At 69.5% G+C, this 17,977-nt stretch carries 15 protein-coding genes; 9 read left to right on the top strand and 6 right to left on the bottom strand.

The window, feature by feature from the left end; all coding sequences use genetic code 11:
• Positions 1–5: 5 nt before the first annotated feature.
• The 4 genes from ROV95_RS03495 to ROV95_RS03480 are packed head-to-tail and all read left to right on the top strand — an operon-like array spanning position 6 to position 5,984.
• Positions 6–902, top strand: coding sequence for a DUF58 domain-containing protein (locus ROV95_RS03495; RefSeq protein ID WP_312543050.1), 897 nt, complete (start codon positions 6–8; stop codon positions 900–902).
• Entirely contained in the window at positions 899–2,020 is a 1,122-nt protein-coding gene (locus ROV95_RS03490; protein WP_312543048.1) for a BatA domain-containing protein, read from the top strand. The genes ROV95_RS03495 and ROV95_RS03490 overlap by 4 nt, the downstream gene beginning before the upstream one ends.
• The gene (locus ROV95_RS03485; protein ID WP_312543047.1) at positions 2,017–4,179 is read left to right on the top strand and encodes a hypothetical protein; all 2,163 of its coding nucleotides are present in this window, start codon (positions 2,017–2,019) and stop codon (positions 4,177–4,179) included. The genes ROV95_RS03490 and ROV95_RS03485 overlap by 4 nt, the downstream gene beginning before the upstream one ends.
• Complete coding sequence (locus ROV95_RS03480) at positions 4,176–5,984, top strand: hypothetical protein (protein ID WP_171953222.1); 1,809 nt, start codon at positions 4,176–4,178, stop codon at positions 5,982–5,984. Before ROV95_RS03485 ends, ROV95_RS03480 begins: the two co-directional genes overlap by 4 nt.
• 71 nt (positions 5,985–6,055) lie before the next feature.
• Here the strand turns inward: ROV95_RS03480 and ROV95_RS03475 are convergent, their stop codons facing one another.
• Both ROV95_RS03475 and ROV95_RS03470 read right to left on the bottom strand, forming a co-directional pair.
• A complete protein-coding gene (locus ROV95_RS03475; protein ID WP_312543043.1) occupies positions 6,056–6,730 on the bottom strand; it encodes a hypothetical protein in 675 nt (224 codons plus the stop codon).
• Between the two features lie 39 nt (positions 6,731–6,769).
• Positions 6,770–7,282, bottom strand: coding sequence for a hypothetical protein (locus ROV95_RS03470; protein ID WP_227852941.1), 513 nt, complete (start codon positions 7,280–7,282; stop codon positions 6,770–6,772).
• Positions 7,283–7,615: 333 nt separating this feature from the next.
• On the opposite strand from ROV95_RS03470, the gene ROV95_RS03465 reads away from it, so the two are divergent.
• The 3 genes from ROV95_RS03465 to ROV95_RS03455 all read left to right on the top strand — a co-directional run bounded on the left by ROV95_RS03465 (position 7,616) and on the right by ROV95_RS03455 (position 11,517).
• A complete protein-coding gene (locus ROV95_RS03465; protein WP_312543033.1) occupies positions 7,616–10,105 on the top strand; it encodes a DEAD/DEAH box helicase in 2,490 nt (829 codons plus the stop codon).
• Positions 10,102–11,124, top strand: coding sequence for a ribonuclease H-like domain-containing protein (locus tag ROV95_RS03460; RefSeq protein ID WP_312543031.1), 1,023 nt, complete (start codon positions 10,102–10,104; stop codon positions 11,122–11,124). Before ROV95_RS03465 ends, ROV95_RS03460 begins: the two co-directional genes overlap by 4 nt.
• Before the next feature lie 78 nt (positions 11,125–11,202).
• Positions 11,203–11,517, top strand: coding sequence for an I78 family peptidase inhibitor (locus ROV95_RS03455; RefSeq protein WP_019661967.1), 315 nt, complete (start codon positions 11,203–11,205; stop codon positions 11,515–11,517).
• Between the two features lie 44 nt (positions 11,518–11,561).
• Here the strand turns inward: ROV95_RS03455 and ROV95_RS03450 are convergent, their stop codons facing one another.
• A complete protein-coding gene (locus ROV95_RS03450) occupies positions 11,562–13,544 on the bottom strand; it encodes a M56 family metallopeptidase (RefSeq protein WP_312543026.1) in 1,983 nt (660 codons plus the stop codon).
• A gap of 3 nt (positions 13,545–13,547) precedes the next feature.
• Positions 13,548–13,934, bottom strand: a complete 387-nt coding sequence (locus tag ROV95_RS03445) for a BlaI/MecI/CopY family transcriptional regulator (protein ID WP_019661969.1) — start codon at positions 13,932–13,934, stop codon at positions 13,548–13,550.
• Positions 13,935–14,123: 189 nt separating this feature from the next.
• On the opposite strand from ROV95_RS03445, the gene ROV95_RS03440 reads away from it, so the two are divergent.
• Positions 14,124–15,191: a serine hydrolase domain-containing protein gene (locus ROV95_RS03440; protein WP_312543024.1), complete on the top strand. Its 1,068-nt coding sequence runs from the start codon at positions 14,124–14,126 to the stop codon at positions 15,189–15,191.
• Positions 15,192–15,221: 30 nt separating this feature from the next.
• Here the strand turns inward: ROV95_RS03440 and ROV95_RS03435 are convergent, their stop codons facing one another.
• A complete protein-coding gene (locus ROV95_RS03435; RefSeq protein WP_312543021.1) occupies positions 15,222–16,328 on the bottom strand; it encodes an SDR family oxidoreductase in 1,107 nt (368 codons plus the stop codon).
• Positions 16,329–16,525: 197 nt separating this feature from the next.
• Between ROV95_RS03435 and ROV95_RS03430 the strand changes: the two genes are divergently transcribed.
• Positions 16,526–16,834, top strand: a complete 309-nt coding sequence (locus ROV95_RS03430; protein ID WP_019661972.1) for a hypothetical protein — start codon at positions 16,526–16,528, stop codon at positions 16,832–16,834.
• On the opposite strand, the gene ROV95_RS03425 is transcribed toward ROV95_RS03430, so the two are convergent.
• A complete protein-coding gene (locus tag ROV95_RS03425; RefSeq protein WP_312543017.1) occupies positions 16,822–17,880 on the bottom strand; it encodes a DNA topoisomerase IB in 1,059 nt (352 codons plus the stop codon). The two genes, ROV95_RS03430 and ROV95_RS03425, sit on opposite strands and share 13 nt — an antisense overlap.
• Positions 17,881–17,977 lie beyond the last annotated feature (97 nt).

Raw genomic sequence — 17,977 nt, 5'->3', positions numbered from 1 at the left:
CACGCGTGAACGCCGGTACCCCGCTGACCTTGCCACCGGACTTGCGTGCGCGCCTGCGCCTGCTGCGGCTGCGGCCGCGCCTGGCCAGCGGTGCCAGTGGCATCGGCCAGCACGCCAGCCGCAGCCGCGGTGCCGGCCTCGAGTTCGCCCAGTACCGTGCCTACGAGCCGGGAGACGAACTGCGCCAGATCGACTGGAAGCTATACGCCCGCTCGGATCGCTTCTTCGTGCGCGAGTCCGAACGCGAAAGCCCGATCACGGTCTGGCTGTTGCTCGATGCCACCGCCTCGGCCGGCCAGGCCGATCGCGCGGTGCCGCAACGCACGCGCCTGGACCACATGTGCGGCGTGGCCGCATGCCTGGTCGAACTGGCCCTGCAACAGGGCGACCGCTTTGGCCTGCTGGCAATCAGTGGCGATGGCCTGCAGCTGGTACCCGCAGCGAACGGCGCGCGCCAGCGCGACCGTGTGCATCTGCAACTGAACGCCCTACAGGCCCGCGGTGGGTGGCCTGCGGCCGAACGCCTGCGCCCGCTGTGGGAACGCGTGCGCCCGGGCGACCTGCTGCTGGCAATCGGTGATGGCTTCGACGACGCCGGCATCGTGTTGCTCGAACAGCTGGCCAGCGCACGCCGCGAAGTGGCACTGCTGCAGATCCTGACCGCCGACGAGCGCGACTTCCCGTTCGACGCCGGCCACCGCTTCCGCGACCCGGAAACCGGCGAGGAACTGTTGGGCGACGGCGCGGCGATCCGCGCCGATTACCTGCAGCGCTTCGCTGACGCACGCAGCGCATTACGTGCGCGCCTGCAGGCCAGCGGCATCGCCAGTGCCACCGGCTGGCTCGACCAACCGTTGGACCAGCCGCTGCAGGCGCTGTTCGGCCGTGGGGGCGCTGCATGACCCTTCTGTTCCCGCTCGGCTTGGCCGCGCTCGCCGCAGGGCTGCTGCCGCTGCTGATCCACCTGGCCCGGCGCCATCCGTACACGCCACTGGATTTCGCTGCACTGCGCTGGCTGCGTGCACAGATCCGGCCGCGCCAGCGCATCCGCTTCGATGACTGGCCGTTGCTTCTGGTGCGGCTGATGTTGCTGGCTGCATTGGCCTTTCTGCTGGCACGACCTGCGTTGACCGGCCCTGCCCCTGTCCCCGCTGCCTGGACGGTAGTGGCACCTGGGATGGACGCCGCCGCACTGCGCGGCACCGCCGAAGAGGGCAACTGGCACTGGCTGGCACCTGGCTTCCCCGCCATCGATCAGGCACCACCGGCATCCAGCGCATCCCTGCCCAGCCTGTTGCGCGAACTGGACGCACAGCTGCCTGCGGGCACCGCGTTGACCGTGCACGTTCCCGATCCCCTGCCCGGCCTGGATGGCGCCCGCCTGCAGCTGTCGCGCGACGTGCAATGGCACACGCAGCCGATGCCGGTCACACCGCCGCAGACTGCAGCGGCATTGCCGCAGCTGCGCGCGCACGGCGAGGCATCCGCCACTGCCCAGCACTGGTTGAACGCACTGCAGCGCGCGTGGGGCGTGCAGGCAACGCTTGCTCCGCTGTCGGTGGATGCCCTGCCCGAACGCGGCGAGATCGGCGTGTGGAGCCGCAGCGATGCACTGCCGGCGAACTGGCAGGCGTGGCTGCTCGACGGCGGTCGTGTCATCACCGCCGGCAAGCCCGCTGCCGACGCCCGCATCCTGCTGCGCGACGCGGAGGGCGCACCGCTGCTGTGGCAACAACGCGTCGGCCACGGCTATCTGCTGGCGCTGCCGGGCGACTGGAGTACCACGAGCAACGCCGCGCTGCGCGATCCGAAGTTGCCGCGTGCCCTGCTGCTGGCGCTGCAGCCACCCACGGCTCCGCGCCTGGGCGATGCACGTGACCAGGCACCGCAGCGGGCCGCATTGCCTGCTGCAACACCACCGCTGCGTGAGCCGACGCCTTGGCTGTTGCTGGCTATCGTGCTGCTGTTCGCCCTGGAACGCTGGATGGCCAGCAGCGCCCGCCGCAGGGTGGCCGCATGAATACCTTGCAGCACGCCTGGCAACGTGCGCGCCGGCGCCGTGCGCTCATCACCCTGCTGCTGGGCCTGCCATGGGCGCTGGCTGCGGCGGGGCTGGCCCTGCGTCTGGCAGGTTTCGATATCGCCTGCGTCGTCGGTACGATCAGCCTGCTCGCGTGTGCGGGCTTCGCCACTGCGCATGCCCGCCAACTGGACCGGCAGTGGCTGCAACGCCACCTTGATGGCAGCGGTGCCAGCGAGGACAGTGCCGATCTGCTGTTCGCCGATGCCGCCACGCTCAATCCGCTGCAGCAGCGCCAGCGTGCGCATGTGCTGGCCACGCTGGAACGCGCGATGCCGGAGCTGCGTCCACACTGGCCGCCTGGGGCATTGGCGCTGTGCTGGATCGCGGGCCTGGCCATTGTTGTGCTGGCAGTCGGCTGGCCACGTTCGAACCCCGGTTCCGCGCCAGTCCGCACCTCAGCGCCGGGCAGCACGGCCGCCGCAGGCCCGCTACGCCTGCAGTCCACCCGCCTGCGCATCGACGCACCGGCCTATACCGGCCAGGCCACGCTTACCCAGAATGCGCTGGACGCCAAGGTCGCCGCCGACAGCCGACTGTCCTGGTCGCTGCGCTTCGACCGCGCACCGGACAAGGCATGGCTGCAGTTCCACGATGGTCGCAGGTTGCCGCTGAGCGAGCACGAAGGACAGTGGCAGGCGCAGGATGTGGCACGCGCGCCGGTGCTGTACCGCGTGGTGAGCGAACCGGCACTGGCAGAGACCCGCCTGCATCGGCTGGATGTGGTGGCCGACCGTGCACCCAGCGTGCGCGTACTGGAGCCCACGGCCAGCCTGGTGCTGGGCAAGCCGGGGCAACGACAGTGGGCACTGCGCTTCGAAGCCAACGACGATTACGGTGTCGCGGCGCAGGCAACGCTGTCGATCACCACCACCCAGGGCAGCGGGGAGAACATCACCTTCGTGAAGCGCGGCATCACGCTTGCCGGCAGCGGCGAAGCCACCGCGCGACGTTTCGCCCATACCCTGGATCTGGCTGCGCTGGGCGCGCAGCCCGGCAACGATGTGATCGCCCAGCTGGAGGTGCGCGACAATCACGCGCCCACGCCGCAGACCGGGCGCAGCAGCAGTGTGATCCTGCGCCTGCCCAGCGCCGAAGTCGCGCTCGGTGCGGAGCTCGAGGGCCGCATCAAGAAGACCCTGCCTGCGTATTTCCGCAGCCAGCGGCAGATCATCATCGATGCCGAAGCGCTGATCCGGCAGCGACGCAGCCTGGCCGACGAGGACTTCGTGAAGCGCAGCGATGCGATCGGTGTCGACCAGCGCATCCTGCGCCTGCGCTACGGCCAGTTCCTGGGCGAGGAAAGCGAAGGTGCACCGAAGCCACCGCCGACCAGCGACCTGCCCACCAGCGATACGCCGGCCGCCGGCGACCACGACGACGATCACGACCATGGCGCCGAGGCCGGCGCGCACGACGCGCATGACCATGATCACGGCGGCAAGCCGACCAATGCCGATACGCCACCGGTGTTCGGCAGCGACACCGACGTTCTCTCCGAGTATGGCCACACCCACGACCACGCCGAGGCGGCGACCCTGCTCGACCCGCAGACCCGCGCCACGTTGAAGGCCGCGCTTGACCAGATGTGGTCGGCCGAAGGTGAGCTGCGCCAGGGCCGCCCGCAGCAGGCGCTGCCATTTGCCTACAAGGCGCTGGGCTTCATCAAGCAGGTGCAGCAGGCCGAGCGCATCTACCTGGCCCGGGTCGGGCCGGAGCTGCCACCCATCGATGAAAGCCGCCGGCTGGGCGGTGATCGCGCCGGACTGGCCAGTCGCGAACTGCCATTGGCCGCGCGCACCCCGCCCGATCCGGCCATCGTTGAAGCCTGGCAGCGCCTCGGTGATGACAACGGCGCACCGGATCTCGATGCGCTCGCGGCCTGGCAGCAGCGCAACGCGGCCTACCTGCCCGATGCATTGGATCTGGCTGCGGCCATCGAGCAGCTGCGCATCGAGCCCGACTGCATCGACTGTCGCCAGCGCCTGCGTGCGCAGCTGTGGCGCGCGCTGCAGCGTCCACTGCCGCAGGCGATGCGGCGCAGTGCGGCCGATGCGATGGGCCAGCGCTACCTCGATGCGCTGGAGGCGCAGCCATGACCGCCACCAGCCTGAACCTGTGGATTGCGCTGGCACTCACTCTGGTCGTGGTCATCGCCAGCGTGCGCCAGTTGCGTGGAAGCACAATGCACCCTGGCCGCCGGTGGAGCGTGATCGCACTGCAGGTCATCGTCGCCACGCTGCTGTACTTCTGCCTGATGCCGCCCACCCGCCAGCAGCCCGCAGGCGGGCTGGTCGTGCTTGGCGTCGATGCCGGCAAGGCCGGCGCACCCCCGGCCAGCGAAGGCCAGCTGTTGCTGTTGCCCGAAGCTGCCGATGTGCCCGGCGCACAGCGCGTTCCCGACCTGGCCACCGCGCTGCGCCAGCATCCGGCCGCCACGCTGACGCTGGTCGGTGCAGGCCTGGCCGCACGTGACCGCGACGCGCTGCTGCCACCGGATATACGTTGGCAGGCTGCACCGGAGCCGCGCGGCTGGATCGCGCTGCAAGCACCGGCCGATGTGGCCCCCGGTGCACGCTTCGAAGTACTGGCCCAGGCGCGTGGCGCGGCAAAGGCCAAAGCAGAACTGCTCGACCCGGCCGACAGCGTAGTCGATCGCACGGACGTTGCCGACGACGGCCGCGTGCAGCTGAGCGGCATCGCCCGCGCCGAAGGCCGCAGCGTGTTCAAGCTGCGCCTGCTCGATGCCGACGGCCATGTGGTGGACAGCGTCCCGGTGCCGCAGCAGACCCTGCCGGCCGCACCGCTGCGCCTGCTGGTGCGCGCCAGTGCGCCGGGCCCAGAGCTGAAGTACCTGCGCCGCTGGGCGGCCGATGCCGGCATCCGTGTGCAGGTGCAGGCGGATGCCGGGGCCGGACTCAGCATCGGCGATGGCGCGGTGGCGATTGATGCAGCATCGCTCACGCGCAGCGATCTGCTGCTGCTGGACGAGCGCAGCCTCGCGGCATTGAGTGCAGGCCAGCTGGCCACCGTGCGCCAGGCACTGCGCGATGGACTGGGCGTGCTGGTACGCAGTGCGGGCGCACCTTCGGCCAGTGCGCGCCAGCGCCTCCGCGATCTGGGCCTGCCCGTGCAGGGCGATGGCAGCAGCCGCACCCTTGAACTTCCCGGCGATGGCGAAAGCGCGATCCTCGCCGCACGCCGTGGCCCGCTTGCCGCCGGCACGTTGCCGACCGGCTACGGCGAAGAGGCCGATCGCAGCTCGCACAGTGCCGCGCTGCCTTCGCTGGAAGCACTGGCGTTGCAGCCGCCGGGCAGCAACGCGCTGCTGCACGATCGTGCCGGCAATGCCATCGGTGGCTGGCGCGCGGTCGGCAAGGGCCGCATCGGCCTGCTGCCCATCACCGACAGCTGGCGTTGGGTGCTGGCCGGCCGCGATGACCACCACGGCGAACTCTGGAGCGACGCGGTGGCCACGTTGGCACGCGCGCAGGACAGCGCTGATGCACTGTGGTCACCGCAGCCGATCGCCTGGGCAGGTGAACGACAGGCGCTGTGCGGTGTGCAGGCACCACTGCAGGCCTTCAACAAACGCGGCGACGACGTGCCCCTGATCGTCGATGGCACGGCGTCGGCGCTGCGCTGCGCCGGCTGGTGGCCCCGTGAGGCAGGCTGGCAACGCCTGCAGCATGGCGACAGCGTTGTCTGGCGCTACGTGTTCGACCCGAAGGATGCACCGACGCTGCATCGACAGGTGATGATCGATGCGACCACGCAGGCGTTGGCTGCCAGCACGCCTGCAGACGCGTCGGTGATGCAACCCGTGCCGGGCTCGCGCTGGCCGTGGTGGCTGGCGTTCGTGTTGTGCGCATCATTGCTGTGGTGGCTGGAGCGGCGGCGCTGACCGCATCGATTGAATCGCGGGCAGCACCCACGCGTGGCGTGGATCTACTGGCCCCAATCCTCATGCGCCATTCAACGTTTTCCGGCGCGCCGGTACACACCGTTGAAACGCACGTTCATGCCACCGCATTCGCTGTTGTCGGCCACGATCAGCACCTCACCCAGCGAGTGCACGCGCACCCGGCACGTGTCCTCGGCGAACTCGACGTCGGCACCGCGCGGTATGGCACGCGCTTCCACCTGGCCCAGGTTCGGCCCATACGGGCGCTGTTCCGGCGTGGGGTTGGCGGAGGGCCAGTAGGCGTCGCCATCCACGTGCAGTTGTCCACCCTGCACGGTGATGCGCAGGCCGTTGTCGCCATCTTTCCAGTGGCCCGCCCAATCCTGCAGCGCTGGCACGACCACCGGCAACGCCTGCAGCTTGCTGCGGTCGACCCAACCGGCGCTGCCACCCACCCTGTTCGGGAAGAACGCGCAGCGGTAACGGCCCAGGTCGCGACCGGTCACCACCGTATCGCCGTTGACCACATAGCTGCGCTGGCGGCAGGCCGGTTCGCCCTTGGCGGGGCAGCCATCCATGTCGCCGAGCAGGTACAGGCGCGGTACATCGACCACCCGCGCCAGCGCGAACCGGCTCTGTTCGGAGGGGAATGCGCCATTGCGGCAGGCGCCGCCATCGGCGATATCGGACGCGAAGGCGGAGGCCGGCAGCAACGCGGCCAGCAGGCAGAACGAACGCAGGGACATGACAGCGTTACCGGTGGGCGGCCAGCAGCATATACCGGCCTACTTCACTGGCGCTGTGTCGCCGGCATCCTGCTCCTGTGAGAACCGCAGCGCGCGCTGCTGCTGTTCGGCGCTGAGCTCTGGCGGTGGCCGCGCCACGGCCGCCTGGATCTGGTCCGGCCCGCCGGTGAGTTTGTTGATGCCTTTGGCTGCCGCCATCACACCCTTGACCACGCCCATCATGATGTAGCCGCCGCCCATGCTGACCTGCTCCGGCGACGGCGGCTCGCTCCAGTCACGGCTGAAGCGGTTGTCGCCGAACTTCACCGGGTTCTTGAAGCGGTACAGGTCCACCGGCTCGTCATCCGGCTTGAGCGCGCGAACTTCTCCCAAGGTGGTGACGCCGTCCTGTGGCGGGGTGGTGGAGATCGGCGCGGGGGGTGCGGCCGGCGCATCTACAGGAGGTGCAGGCGCAGGACCAGACGCAGGCACCGACTGCTGCGCCTGCGCGATGCCCGCCAGCAACAGGCTGGCCAGCAGTGCTCCCTGCGTTCCCGGTCGTGCCACAGCCATCCACCCTGTTGGTTGCGTCCAGTGAACAAGGATACGGATGCGGGCTTCAGATTTCGTTGGCATCGGCGGGGGCATTCAGGGTGTGTCACGCATCGTCGCTGCGCTGACCGGGCACCGAAGTTTGCAACGAACTTCATTCCCGCCGGGGGATGGGGACGGCATCCATGGTGCAGTTCCTCCGCCGCAGCGAGGCGCTTGACGCGGACATCGCGCAGCGTCCGGACCCGTCCGTGGCAATGAACGGTTCACGGCCGCCGTGTGCGGTGTCTCACATCCTGAGACGTGAGTGTGGTGCCATGTGACCCCTCGCAATCCGTCCCGGCTCCACTTTCCATGGCCTACGAACTCGCCAAGCGCACCGCCGACGCCGAGCAGAAGCTCGCCACCCGCGACGGCCTGCCCGCCCGCGACGGCGCCCTGCTCAGCGCGCGCCTGCAGCGCCGCTACCAGGACCGCATCACCGGCAGCTTCGCCATTCCCGGCCGCGAAGGCCGCTACGCGCCCATTCCCAGGTCGGTGCCGCCGGCCCTGGCCGCGGCCCTGAAGGCACGCGGCATCGAGCAGCTCTACAGCCACCAGGCCGAGGCCTGGGAGGCCAGCCAGCGTGGTGAGCACGTGGCCATCGTCACCCCCACCGCCAGCGGCAAGTCGCTGTGCTACACCCTGCCGGTAGTCAGCGCGGCGATGCAGGACAAGGCCAAGGCGCTGTACCTGTTCCCGACCAAGGCGCTGGCACAGGACCAGGTGGCCGAGCTGCTGGAACTCAACCGTGCTGGCGATCTGGGCGTCAAGGCCTTCACCTTCGATGGCGATACCCCGGGTGATGCGCGCCAGGCGATCCGCCTGCATGGCGACATCGTGGTGTCCAATCCGGACATGCTGCACCAGGCGATCCTGCCGCATCACACCAAGTGGGCGCAGTTCTTCGAGAACCTGCGCTACATCGTCATCGATGAAGTACACACCTACCGCGGCGTGTTCGGCAGCCACGTCACCAACGTGCTGCGCCGGCTCAAGCGCATCTGCGCGTTCTACGGCGTGCAACCGCAGTTCATCCTGTGCTCGGCCACCATCGGCAACCCGCAGGCACATGCCGAGGCGCTGATCGAGGCGCCGGTCACCGCCATCACCGAATCCGGCGCGCCCAGCGGGCCGAAACAGGTGCTGCTGTGGAACCCGCCGGTGATCAATCCGGACCTGGGCCTGCGCGCCTCGGCGCGGTCGCAGAGCAACCGCATCGCGCGCATCGCGATCAAATCCGGGCTGAAGACCCTGGTGTTCGCGCAGACCCGGTTGATGGTCGAAGTGCTGACCAAGTACCTGAAGGACATCTTCGACCACGACCCGCGCAAACCGCCGCGCATCCGCGCCTACCGCGGTGGCTACCTGCCCACCGAGCGGCGCGAGACCGAGCGCGCGATGCGTGCCGGCAACATCGACGGCATCGTCAGCACGTCGGCGCTGGAACTGGGCGTGGATATCGGCAGCCTGGACGTGGTCATCCTCAATGGTTACCCCGGCAGCGTGGCCGCCACCTGGCAGCGCTTTGGCCGTGCCGGTCGCCGCCAGCAGCCCGCGCTGGGGGTGATGGTGGCCAGTTCGCAGCCGCTGGACCAGTACGTGGTGCGGCATCCGGACTTCTTCGCCGAGGCCTCGCCCGAGCACGCGCGTATCGCGCCGGACCAGCCGCTGATCCTGTTCGACCATATCCGGTGCGCGGCCTTCGAGCTGCCGTTCCGGGTCGGCGATGGCTTCGGCCCGATCGATCCGGAAGTGTTCCTGGAAGCGCTGGCCGAGACCGAAGTGATCCACCGCGAAGGCGAGCGCTGGGAATGGATCGCCGACAGCTATCCGGCCAACGCGGTCAGCCTGCGTGCGGTGGCCGATGGCAACTTCGTGGTGGTCGACCGCAGCGATGGCCGCCAGCAGATCATCGCCGAGGTCGATTATTCCGCCGCCGCACTCACCCTGTACGAAGGCGCCATCCACATGGTGCAGTCCACTCCGTACCAGGTGGAGACGCTGGACTGGGACGGGCGCAAGGCCTACGTCACCCGCACCCACGTGGACTACTACACCGACAGCATCGACTTCACCAAGCTCAAGGTGCTCGACCGCTTCGACGGCGGCGTGGCCGGCCGTGGCGATTCGCACCATGGCGAAGTGCATGTAGTGCGGCGCGTGGCCGGCTACAAGAAGATCCGCTATTACACCCACGAAAACATCGGCTACGGCCCGGTGAACCTGCCTGACCAGGAACTGCACACCACGGCGGTGTGGTGGCAGCTGCCTCAGGCGCTGCTGCTGCGTGCGTTCGCCAGCAAGCAGGATGCGCTGGATGGTTTTCTCGGCGCCGCCTACGCGCTGCACATCGTTGCCACCGTGGCGGTGATGGCCGATGCGCGCGACCTGCAGAAGTCGGTCGGCAACGGCGATGGTTCCTGGTTCGCCATCGCCGACCAGAGTGGCCGTGGCCAGCTGCGCGGCAGCGAGGGCGATCCCGCTGGAGTGGAGCTGCTGCAGGAATTCGTGCCCACCGTGTACCTGTACGACAATTTCCCCGGCGGTGTCGGCCTCAGCGAACCGCTGTGGCAACGCCAGGCCGAGCTGGTGCAGCGCGCGCGCGAACTGGTGCAGCGCTGCGACTGCAAGGCTGGCTGCCCGGCCTGCGTGGGTCCGGTGCTGGCCGCGCAGGAAGACGATGAGACTTCGCCGCGCACGCTGGCGCTGCGCGTGCTCGACCTGTTCGATGCCGACGCCTGCCAGCATGTGCCCGACGTGGTGATCACCACGCGCGAGCCGATGGAGTTGCTGGCACCGTGAGCCTGAGCCTGGACAAGCTGCGCCTGCTGCGGAAGCAGGCCGGCGACCCGAAGGCGATCACACCGGCCGCGCCGGACGCGCCCCCTGCGCCACCGGCGCCCGTGGCCGCCAACGATGCGCGGCAACCACCGGCCGAACGTTCGGTGTTCGCCTGGGTCGAACAGGAAATCCGCCACAAGCCGACCGGCGCTGCGGCCTCCGCACCGGCACCCACACCGCTGCGTCGGCCGGAAGTAGGCAGCCTGCATCGCCTGCTCGGCCTGCGCTCCCGCGGCAGTGCCACGCCGGCACGCGCCAGCGCACAGGATCGTCAGCTGCCCGGCGAGGAGATCGCACCGGGCCTGTTCCTGATCGAATCGCTGCAGCCGCAACCAATCCCGACCACCCCGCTGTCATTGGCCTTCGCCAAGCGCGAGGACCAGCACGTAGCTGCGCGCGACCTGCTGTTCTTCGATACCGAGACCACCGGCCTGGCCGGTGGCACCGGCACCCGTGCCTTCATGATCGGCGCCGCAGACTGGCACACGTGCCCGCAACGCGGCGACGGCCTGCGCGTCCGCCAGCTGCTGATGTCGACGATGGCCGCCGAAGAGGCCATGCTTGCCACCTTCGCCAGCTGGCTGCAGCCCTCCACCGTGTTCTGCAGCTACAACGGCCGCAGCTACGATGCGCCGCTGCTGAAGGCGCGCTACCGGCTGGCGCGCCAACGCGATCCGATCACCGCGCTGGACCATGTGGACCTGCTCTACCCCACCCGTCGCCGCTATCGCGGCACCTGGGAGAACTGCAAGCTGTCCACCATCGAGCGGCAATTGCTGCGCGTGGTCCGCGAGGACGACCTGCCCGGTTCGGAAGCACCCGGTGCATGGCTGCGTTTCCTGCGTGGCGGCGACGCGGTGAACCTGCGCCGGGTCGCCGAGCACAACCACCAGGACGTGGTGACCCTGGCCCTGCTGCTGCAACGGCTGGTGCACGAGGAACAGCGCGAGCGCGAGACACTGGCGCTGGTCGGGCAGTAATGACACGGGGCAGCGTTGACATGCCCTGACGGTGGCAGCGGTGACACTGCCGCCACCATCCACGCCTGGAGCCCGACGATGCGCCTCAATCCCCTGGTCCTGCTCGCCATCCTGCCCTTGGCCGCCTGCAGCCATGCCGGCAGCAGTACCGCGCATGAGACCACGCCGCCACCGGCGGCCGATGGCCCGCATGAGTGCCAGCCCGACAAGCTTGAACCCTTCACCGGCAAGACCGCCGACGAGGCCACCGTGAAGCAGCTGGTCAGCGCCAGCGGCGCGCGCAATGCACGGGTGGTCAAGCCTGGCATGGCGGTGACCATGGACTTCCGCCAAGACCGCGTGACCGTGCAGGTGGATGCGCAGAACCGCATCGAACGCGCCAGCTGCGGTTGATGTTCCGCTGGTAGCGCCGGGCATGGCCCGGCGCTACCGCCGTTTCAGAGGCGCTCGGCCTTGCCGCTGGCCAGTGCACGCGCGATCACCTGCTGTGCCTGCTGCGATGCCTGCGCATGCACGCGTGCCTGGCGCTCACCCAGCGCGGCCTGCTGGCTGCCCAGTGCCGCCTGGCGGCTGGCCAGTTCAGACTGCTGGTTGGCCAGACGCCGCATGTCACGGGTGCGGCCGGACGGCGTGGCCTCGCTGCGGGCTTCCTGCATCGCACGACGTGCCTCGGCAGCGGCCTCGCGTGCAGCCTCACGCGCAACGGCCATATCGCCGGTTGCACCGCGCGCTGCCTTCGCCGCTTCCGCGGCGGCCTCACGGTTGATGTCGTGGGCGGCCATCGCATTGCGTGCAGCCTCGGCGGCAATCAGTGCGATGCGGCGCGACTCCTCGCCCTGCAGGCGGCTCATCTCACCCATCTGCCTGCCGAGTTCGCCCTGCTGGCGACCCAGCGCACTCTGCTGGCGGCCCAGTTCGCTCTGCTGGCGACCCAGCTCTGCGGCACCACTGTAGGCACGCTGCAGGCTCTGGATCAGCATCGGGTCGCGCACCACATAGCGCTTGTCGCCCTGGCGGAACCACAGCGCCGGGCCCTTGCCGAGCTGCCTGCGGGCCACCGTCACGTCGTCCATGCCGCCGTTGGCGAAAGTCGAATCACCATCGACCAGCACAAAGGCCTCCCGGGGCGACTTGCCCAGGTCCAGGCGGCCGTAGGTGGTGATGGAGCGGGCGGCCGACGCCGTGCCTTCATCGTCTTCGGCCATGCCGGTGGCATCGTCGACGTCGGCCACGTCGGCATCGTCGGGCCCGGTCGCGTCAGCAGGTTCGGCCGGGGCTGCCGGTGCGGCAGGTGCCGCTGGGGCAGCCGCGGCCGCCGGCGGTGCGGACGGTGCTTCCGGGGCCTTAGGCGGTGGCGGCGCCACGGCCTTCGGCGCGGCCAGAGGGGCGGGCGGGGCGGGCGGCACCGGCGCTGCGACCAGCCGCATCGGCGCCACGCCCACCACCACCACCGCAGCGGTCAGCGCCACCGCCAGCAGACGCGGGCAGGACCGGGGCGACTGCAGCGAAAGCAGGCGACGCTTGAGGCTGGTGGTGCTCGGTGCGGCGCTGGCCACGCCCAGATGCGGCTGCGGGGCCACGCCCAACTGCAGCAACAGGCGGCCATAGGCCTGGCGGCTGGCGCCATGTTGGCCAACCACCGCTGCATCCACCGCTTCCTCGCGCGCCTGTGCATATTCACGCACCGACAGGCGCAGCAGCGGGTGGAAGAAGAACAGGTGCTGGGCCAGTGCAGGCAGCAGGCCCCATTGCAGGTCACGCCGCTGCAGGTGCTGCAGTTCGTGGGTCAGGGCCAGGTCCAGCGCATCGCCCTGCAGGGCATTGTCGCCGGCCGGCAGCAGCAGCACCGGGCGGAACGGCCCGACCAGCTGCGGTGCGTCCACCTGCGTACTCATCCACAACCGCGGCGCAGGACGCACGCCGTGCGCATCGGAGGCCAGCTGCAGCGCCTGTACCAGCGCCTCGTCCTCGCAGGAATAGGCCGCAGCCAGCAGTGCGCGGCAGCGGCGCCACTCACCCAAGGTGCGCAGCGCCATCAGCAGCACGCCGGATGCCCACAGCGCAGCCAGTGCAACGGCCCACCACGCCACTGCCGGCACGTCCGCTGCAGGCATCGGCATCGCGGCCAGCAACTGTGCCGAGGCCTCCGGGGCCAGCGGGTAGACCATGTCAGCGGCCACGTCGGTTGCGGTCATCGCCACCGCCTGCGGGGCCGGCAGCCAGGGCAACTGCAACGGCTGGCTCCAGAACAGGCCGAGCACGGCCTGCAGCGAGACCAGCCACCACAGGCGGCAGCGGGTGGCCGCCGACAGCGACGGCAGCACGCGGCACAGGCCGTACACCAGCGCCACCAGCAGTACGGTCTGCAGGCTGGTCCAGCCCAGCCGTTCCAGCATCGGGATCAGCATCGTGGTGTCCATGGCTCAGCCCTCGTGGCGACGCGATTGGAGTTGGGCGACCAGCGCTTCCAGCTCGGCCAGCTCGTTGTCGCTGACCTGCTGGCGCTGCGACAGGTAGGCCACGAACGGCGACACCGAGCCCTGCAGGGTGTTGTCGACGAACTGGGCCACGGCACCCTGCAGCACGCTCTGCGGGCCACGGGTGGCCTGGTAGCGGTAGACGCCGTCCTGCTGCCGGCGCTGAAGATACCCCTTCGCCCGCAGCCGCTCCATCATCGTCAGCACGGTGGAACGGGCCAGGCCTCGGGCCTCTCCATACCCACTGGCGACCTCGCCGACGCTGGCCGGCGCATGTTCATCGATGTACTGCAGCAGGGCCAGCTCCTGGTCCCCGATGGTCTTGCCACGCATGACACCACTCCCTTGACTACACGTGTCGCCACTGTCAGCTTGACGACAGCTGTAGTCAACCCCCCGGAAGTCATGGGCCGACGAACGGTAGCGGCGCCGAGCACTTAAACCTTTGGCGCGCTGTCCGCATCCGATCCGCAACGCCCGCTGGAATTCCGCATGTTCCGTCCAATGCTCCGAGTCGTGCTCATGCTCATCAGTGCCCTGCCCTTCACCGCCGTCTCTGCCAGCCAGGACCATGCCAACGACCAGACCCGCCGCCTGATCCGCCAGATCATGATGCAGCAGCGCATCCCCGGGCTGCAGGTCGCGGTGGTCAAGGACGGGCAGATCGTGCTGTCTGAAGCCTACGGCCTGGCCAACGTCGAGAACGGCGTGCTTGCCTCGCGCCACACCCGCTTCCCGCTCAACTCGGCCACCAAGGCGTTCACCGGCGTAGCCGCCGCGCAGCTGGCTCAGCAGGGGCAGCTGGATCTGGACGCGCCGGCCTCACGTTACCTGGATGATCTTCCACCAGCGTGGAGAGACGTACGCGTACACCAGCTGCTGGCGCATACCTCCGGCCTTCCGGACATCCTTGATGCGAACGGGCTGTTGGGCGGTGGTTCCGAAGCACAGGCATGGGCGGCGGTGACGACCCGGCCACTCGAAGCAGCGCCCGGGCAGCGCTTCGCCTACAACCAGACCAACTACGTTCTTCTGGCACGGATCATCGCGAAGCAATCCGGCATGCCCTACGAACGTTTCCTCGCCACCGGCCAGTTCAGCAGCGCGCGCATGGCACGCACCACCTTCGGCGACAGCTACGACCTGATTCCGGATGCGGCGACGATGTACAGCCTGGCCCCGCGTGCCACCGACGCGGCCGATGCACCGCCACGCCTGTCGCATTGGTTCTACGACATACCGCCTTCGCTGTGGGCCGGTGGCGGCATCCTCACCACCGCCGACGACACCGCGCGCTGGCTGGCCGCGCTGACTGAAGGCCGCCTGCTGCCGGAGGCGGCCCTGCGGCGGATGTGGAGCGCAGAGCGCTTGGCGGATGGCCGTGCCGGCCCGTGGGCGGAGGGCTGGCCGGTACTGCGCGCATCGCCCGACCTGCAGGTGGCAGGTATCGGCGGTGCGCGTGCGGCGTTCGTGGTCTATCCCGAGCGCGGCGTGGCGGTGGTGGTGCTGACCAACCTGGTCGGTGCCAATCCGCAGCAGTTCATTCCACGCATTGCCGATCTCTATGCGCCTGCGGTGACCGTGCCCTGAGGCTGCCGGCCAGCGGCCGGCAGCCCCGTCTCACCCACGTGGACCGCCCATCACCGGCAGGATCACCCCGCTGATGTAACTGGCACAGGCCGGAGAGGCCAGGAACACATAGGCGGGCGACAGTTCCTCGGGCTGTGCGGGCCGGCCCATGTCGCTGTCCTTGCCGAACTCGGCGACGTCCTCGGCCTGCTTGTCGGCCGGGTTCAGCGGCGTCCAAACCGGCCCCGGCGCCACGCAGTTGACCCGGATGCCACGTGGCAGCAGCTGGCTGGCCAGCGACTTGGTGAACGCATGGATCGCGCCCTTGGTGGCCGAGTAGTCGATCAGCGCCTTGCTGCCGAAGATGCCCGTTTCCGAACCGGTGTTGATGATACTGGCGCCCTCGCCCAGATGCGGCAGCACCGCGCGCGCCATCTGGATGTAACCGCCGATGTTGGTCTGCAGGGTCTCCTGCAGGTGCGCGTCTTCCAGGTCTTCCAGCCGCTCGCAGTGCAGCTGGAACGCGGCGTTGTTGACCAGGATGTCGATGCCGCCGAACGCCTTGGCCACCTGCTTGACGGCCTTGTCGCAGAAGCGCGGATCACGCACGTCGCCGGCGATCACGATGCAACGGCCGCCTTCGCGCTCCACGTGCTGCCGGGTAATGTCGGCATCTTCGGCTTCGTCCAGGTGCAGGACCGCCACGTCCGCGCCTTCGCGTGCGAACAACACCGCCACCGCACGGCCAATGCCGGAGTCGCCACCGGTGACGATCGCACGCATGCCCTGCAGCTTGCCGCTGCCCGCGTAGTCGGGTGCAAGGAAGCGGGGCGCCAGCTCCAGTTCGTGCTCATGCCCGGGCTTGGCCAGCTGCTGCGCCGGCATCGCCTCCGGCTGGCGCCGTGCGCCGGCCTGGGTCGCGGTCTTCTTCGTGGCCTTGCTGGCCGCCCGGGCGTCCTTGGCCTTCTCTTGGTCCTGCAGGCGCCGCTGCCGGGCCGCGACGCGTGCTGCCCGCGGATCGCTGGCGGCCGCCTTGCGGGTCGCGGTCTTCACTACTCGCGGGCGATCGGGGTCGGCGACCGCCTTGGCCGGGGGGCTGCCTTTACGCACTTTCGGCGATGCCTTTCGGCGGGCGGGTGTCTTCTTGGTGGTGGCCATGCAGGTCTCCTCGGGAGGGAACGGGGCTGCCGGCCAGCGGCCGACACTACCGGGGGGGCGGCGCGCGCCGCACCTGCAGTCTCTCTACGCACGCTGTTGGCGGCAGTGAGCGCGCCGTGTCCACGATGTGCACGGCATTCATTCCGCCACCACGTGCGCCGTCGCACCCTGCACGCAACCACACAGGGAACGCCTCCATGAAACATGCCATCGCCACCGCCGCCGTCTGCTTTGCCCTCGCCGCCTGCAGCAGCACACCGATGGCCCAGGTGCAGCCGATCGACGGCGTGATTTCCGGCCAGTGCCACAGCGACAGGGTGCGCGGCGCGGTGGGCCTGGCCGCCTCGGACGCCACTGTGGCCCGTGCACGCGTGGACAGCGACAGCCTGCACGTGCGGGTCCTGCGCCACGACGGCCCGCGGGTGCCACCGGCCAGCGAAGGCGGCGACCGCCTGACCATCGAGAAGGGCCGCACCAACAATATCGTCGCGATCTACTGCGGCTGACGACTGCGGCTGAGCCGGCGTGCCCTGCGCAGCACGCGCAGGGTGGCCTGCTCCCACTGGCGCGGCCCGCGCAGGCCGGCCAGCTTGGCCAGTTCACCGCGCTCCCAGCCGACGAACACGCACGGGTCGATATAGGCCTTGCGGCACACCGCCGGCGTGTTGCCCAACCGGGCCGCCACCTGGCACACCACGCTGCGCTGTGCCTGCGCCAGCGCACGCCGGCTGGCCGGTTCCGGCAGCTCGGTGGCAGCAAACGCCTGCACCGCCGCAACGGTCCCGCCCCAGGTGCGGAAATCCTTGGCAGTGAAGTCCTCGCCCATCACCTCGCGCAGGTAGTCGTTCACCGCACCGGAGTCGACCGGCTGCAGCGCACCGTCGTCATCGCGGTACTGGAACAACGCCTGCCCCGGCAGCTGCTGCAGGCGCCGCACCAGCAGCCCCAGCCTGCGGTCGCCCACGGTCACCTCCTGCAGCTGCCCGGACTTGCCGCGGAAACGCATGCGCACCCGGCCGCCACGCAGCAGCTCCAGATGACGGTTACGCAGTGTGGTCAGTCCGAATGACCGGTTCTGCTGCGCATAGGTCTCATTGCCGACCCGCACCAGGGTGTCGGCCAGCAACGCGACCACCATGGCCAGCACCTTTTCCTTAGGGAAACCCGGCCGTTTCAGATCCCGCGACAACCGCCGCCGCAGCGTGGGCAAGGCCTCGCCAAAGGCGATGATGCGGTCGAACTTGCCGGCGTCGCGCTCCTTCGCCCAGTCGGGGTGGTAACGGTACTGCTTGCGCCCGCGCGCATCGCGGCCTGTGGCCTGCAGGTGGCCGTTGGCGTGGGCGCAGATCCACACCGCGGTGTAGGCCGGTGGAATCGCCAGTGCGCGGATGCGTTGCAGGATGGTGGCGTCGCGTATCGCGTGGCCATCAGCATCGCGGTAACTGAAACCTTTTCCGGCGCGGCGCCGGCTGATGCCCGGCTGGGTGTCGTCGACATAGCGCAGGCCGGCCGCGCGCGCGGCCTGTCGTTCGGGAGTGGAGGCGGTCGGCATGCCAGTAGTGTCGCGGTCGCCGTGCCGCGATCCTGTCGATAACACAAGACAAACACGTGAGGGCCGGTTCGCCGCTATGCTCGGGTCTTCACAACCC

The sequence above is a fragment of the Stenotrophomonas maltophilia group sp. msm1 genome, from assembly GCF_032025805.1.
Classification (GTDB): domain Bacteria; phylum Pseudomonadota; class Gammaproteobacteria; order Xanthomonadales; family Xanthomonadaceae; genus Stenotrophomonas; species Stenotrophomonas hibiscicola.
This window is presented reverse-complemented; position numbering and strand designations above follow the sequence as displayed.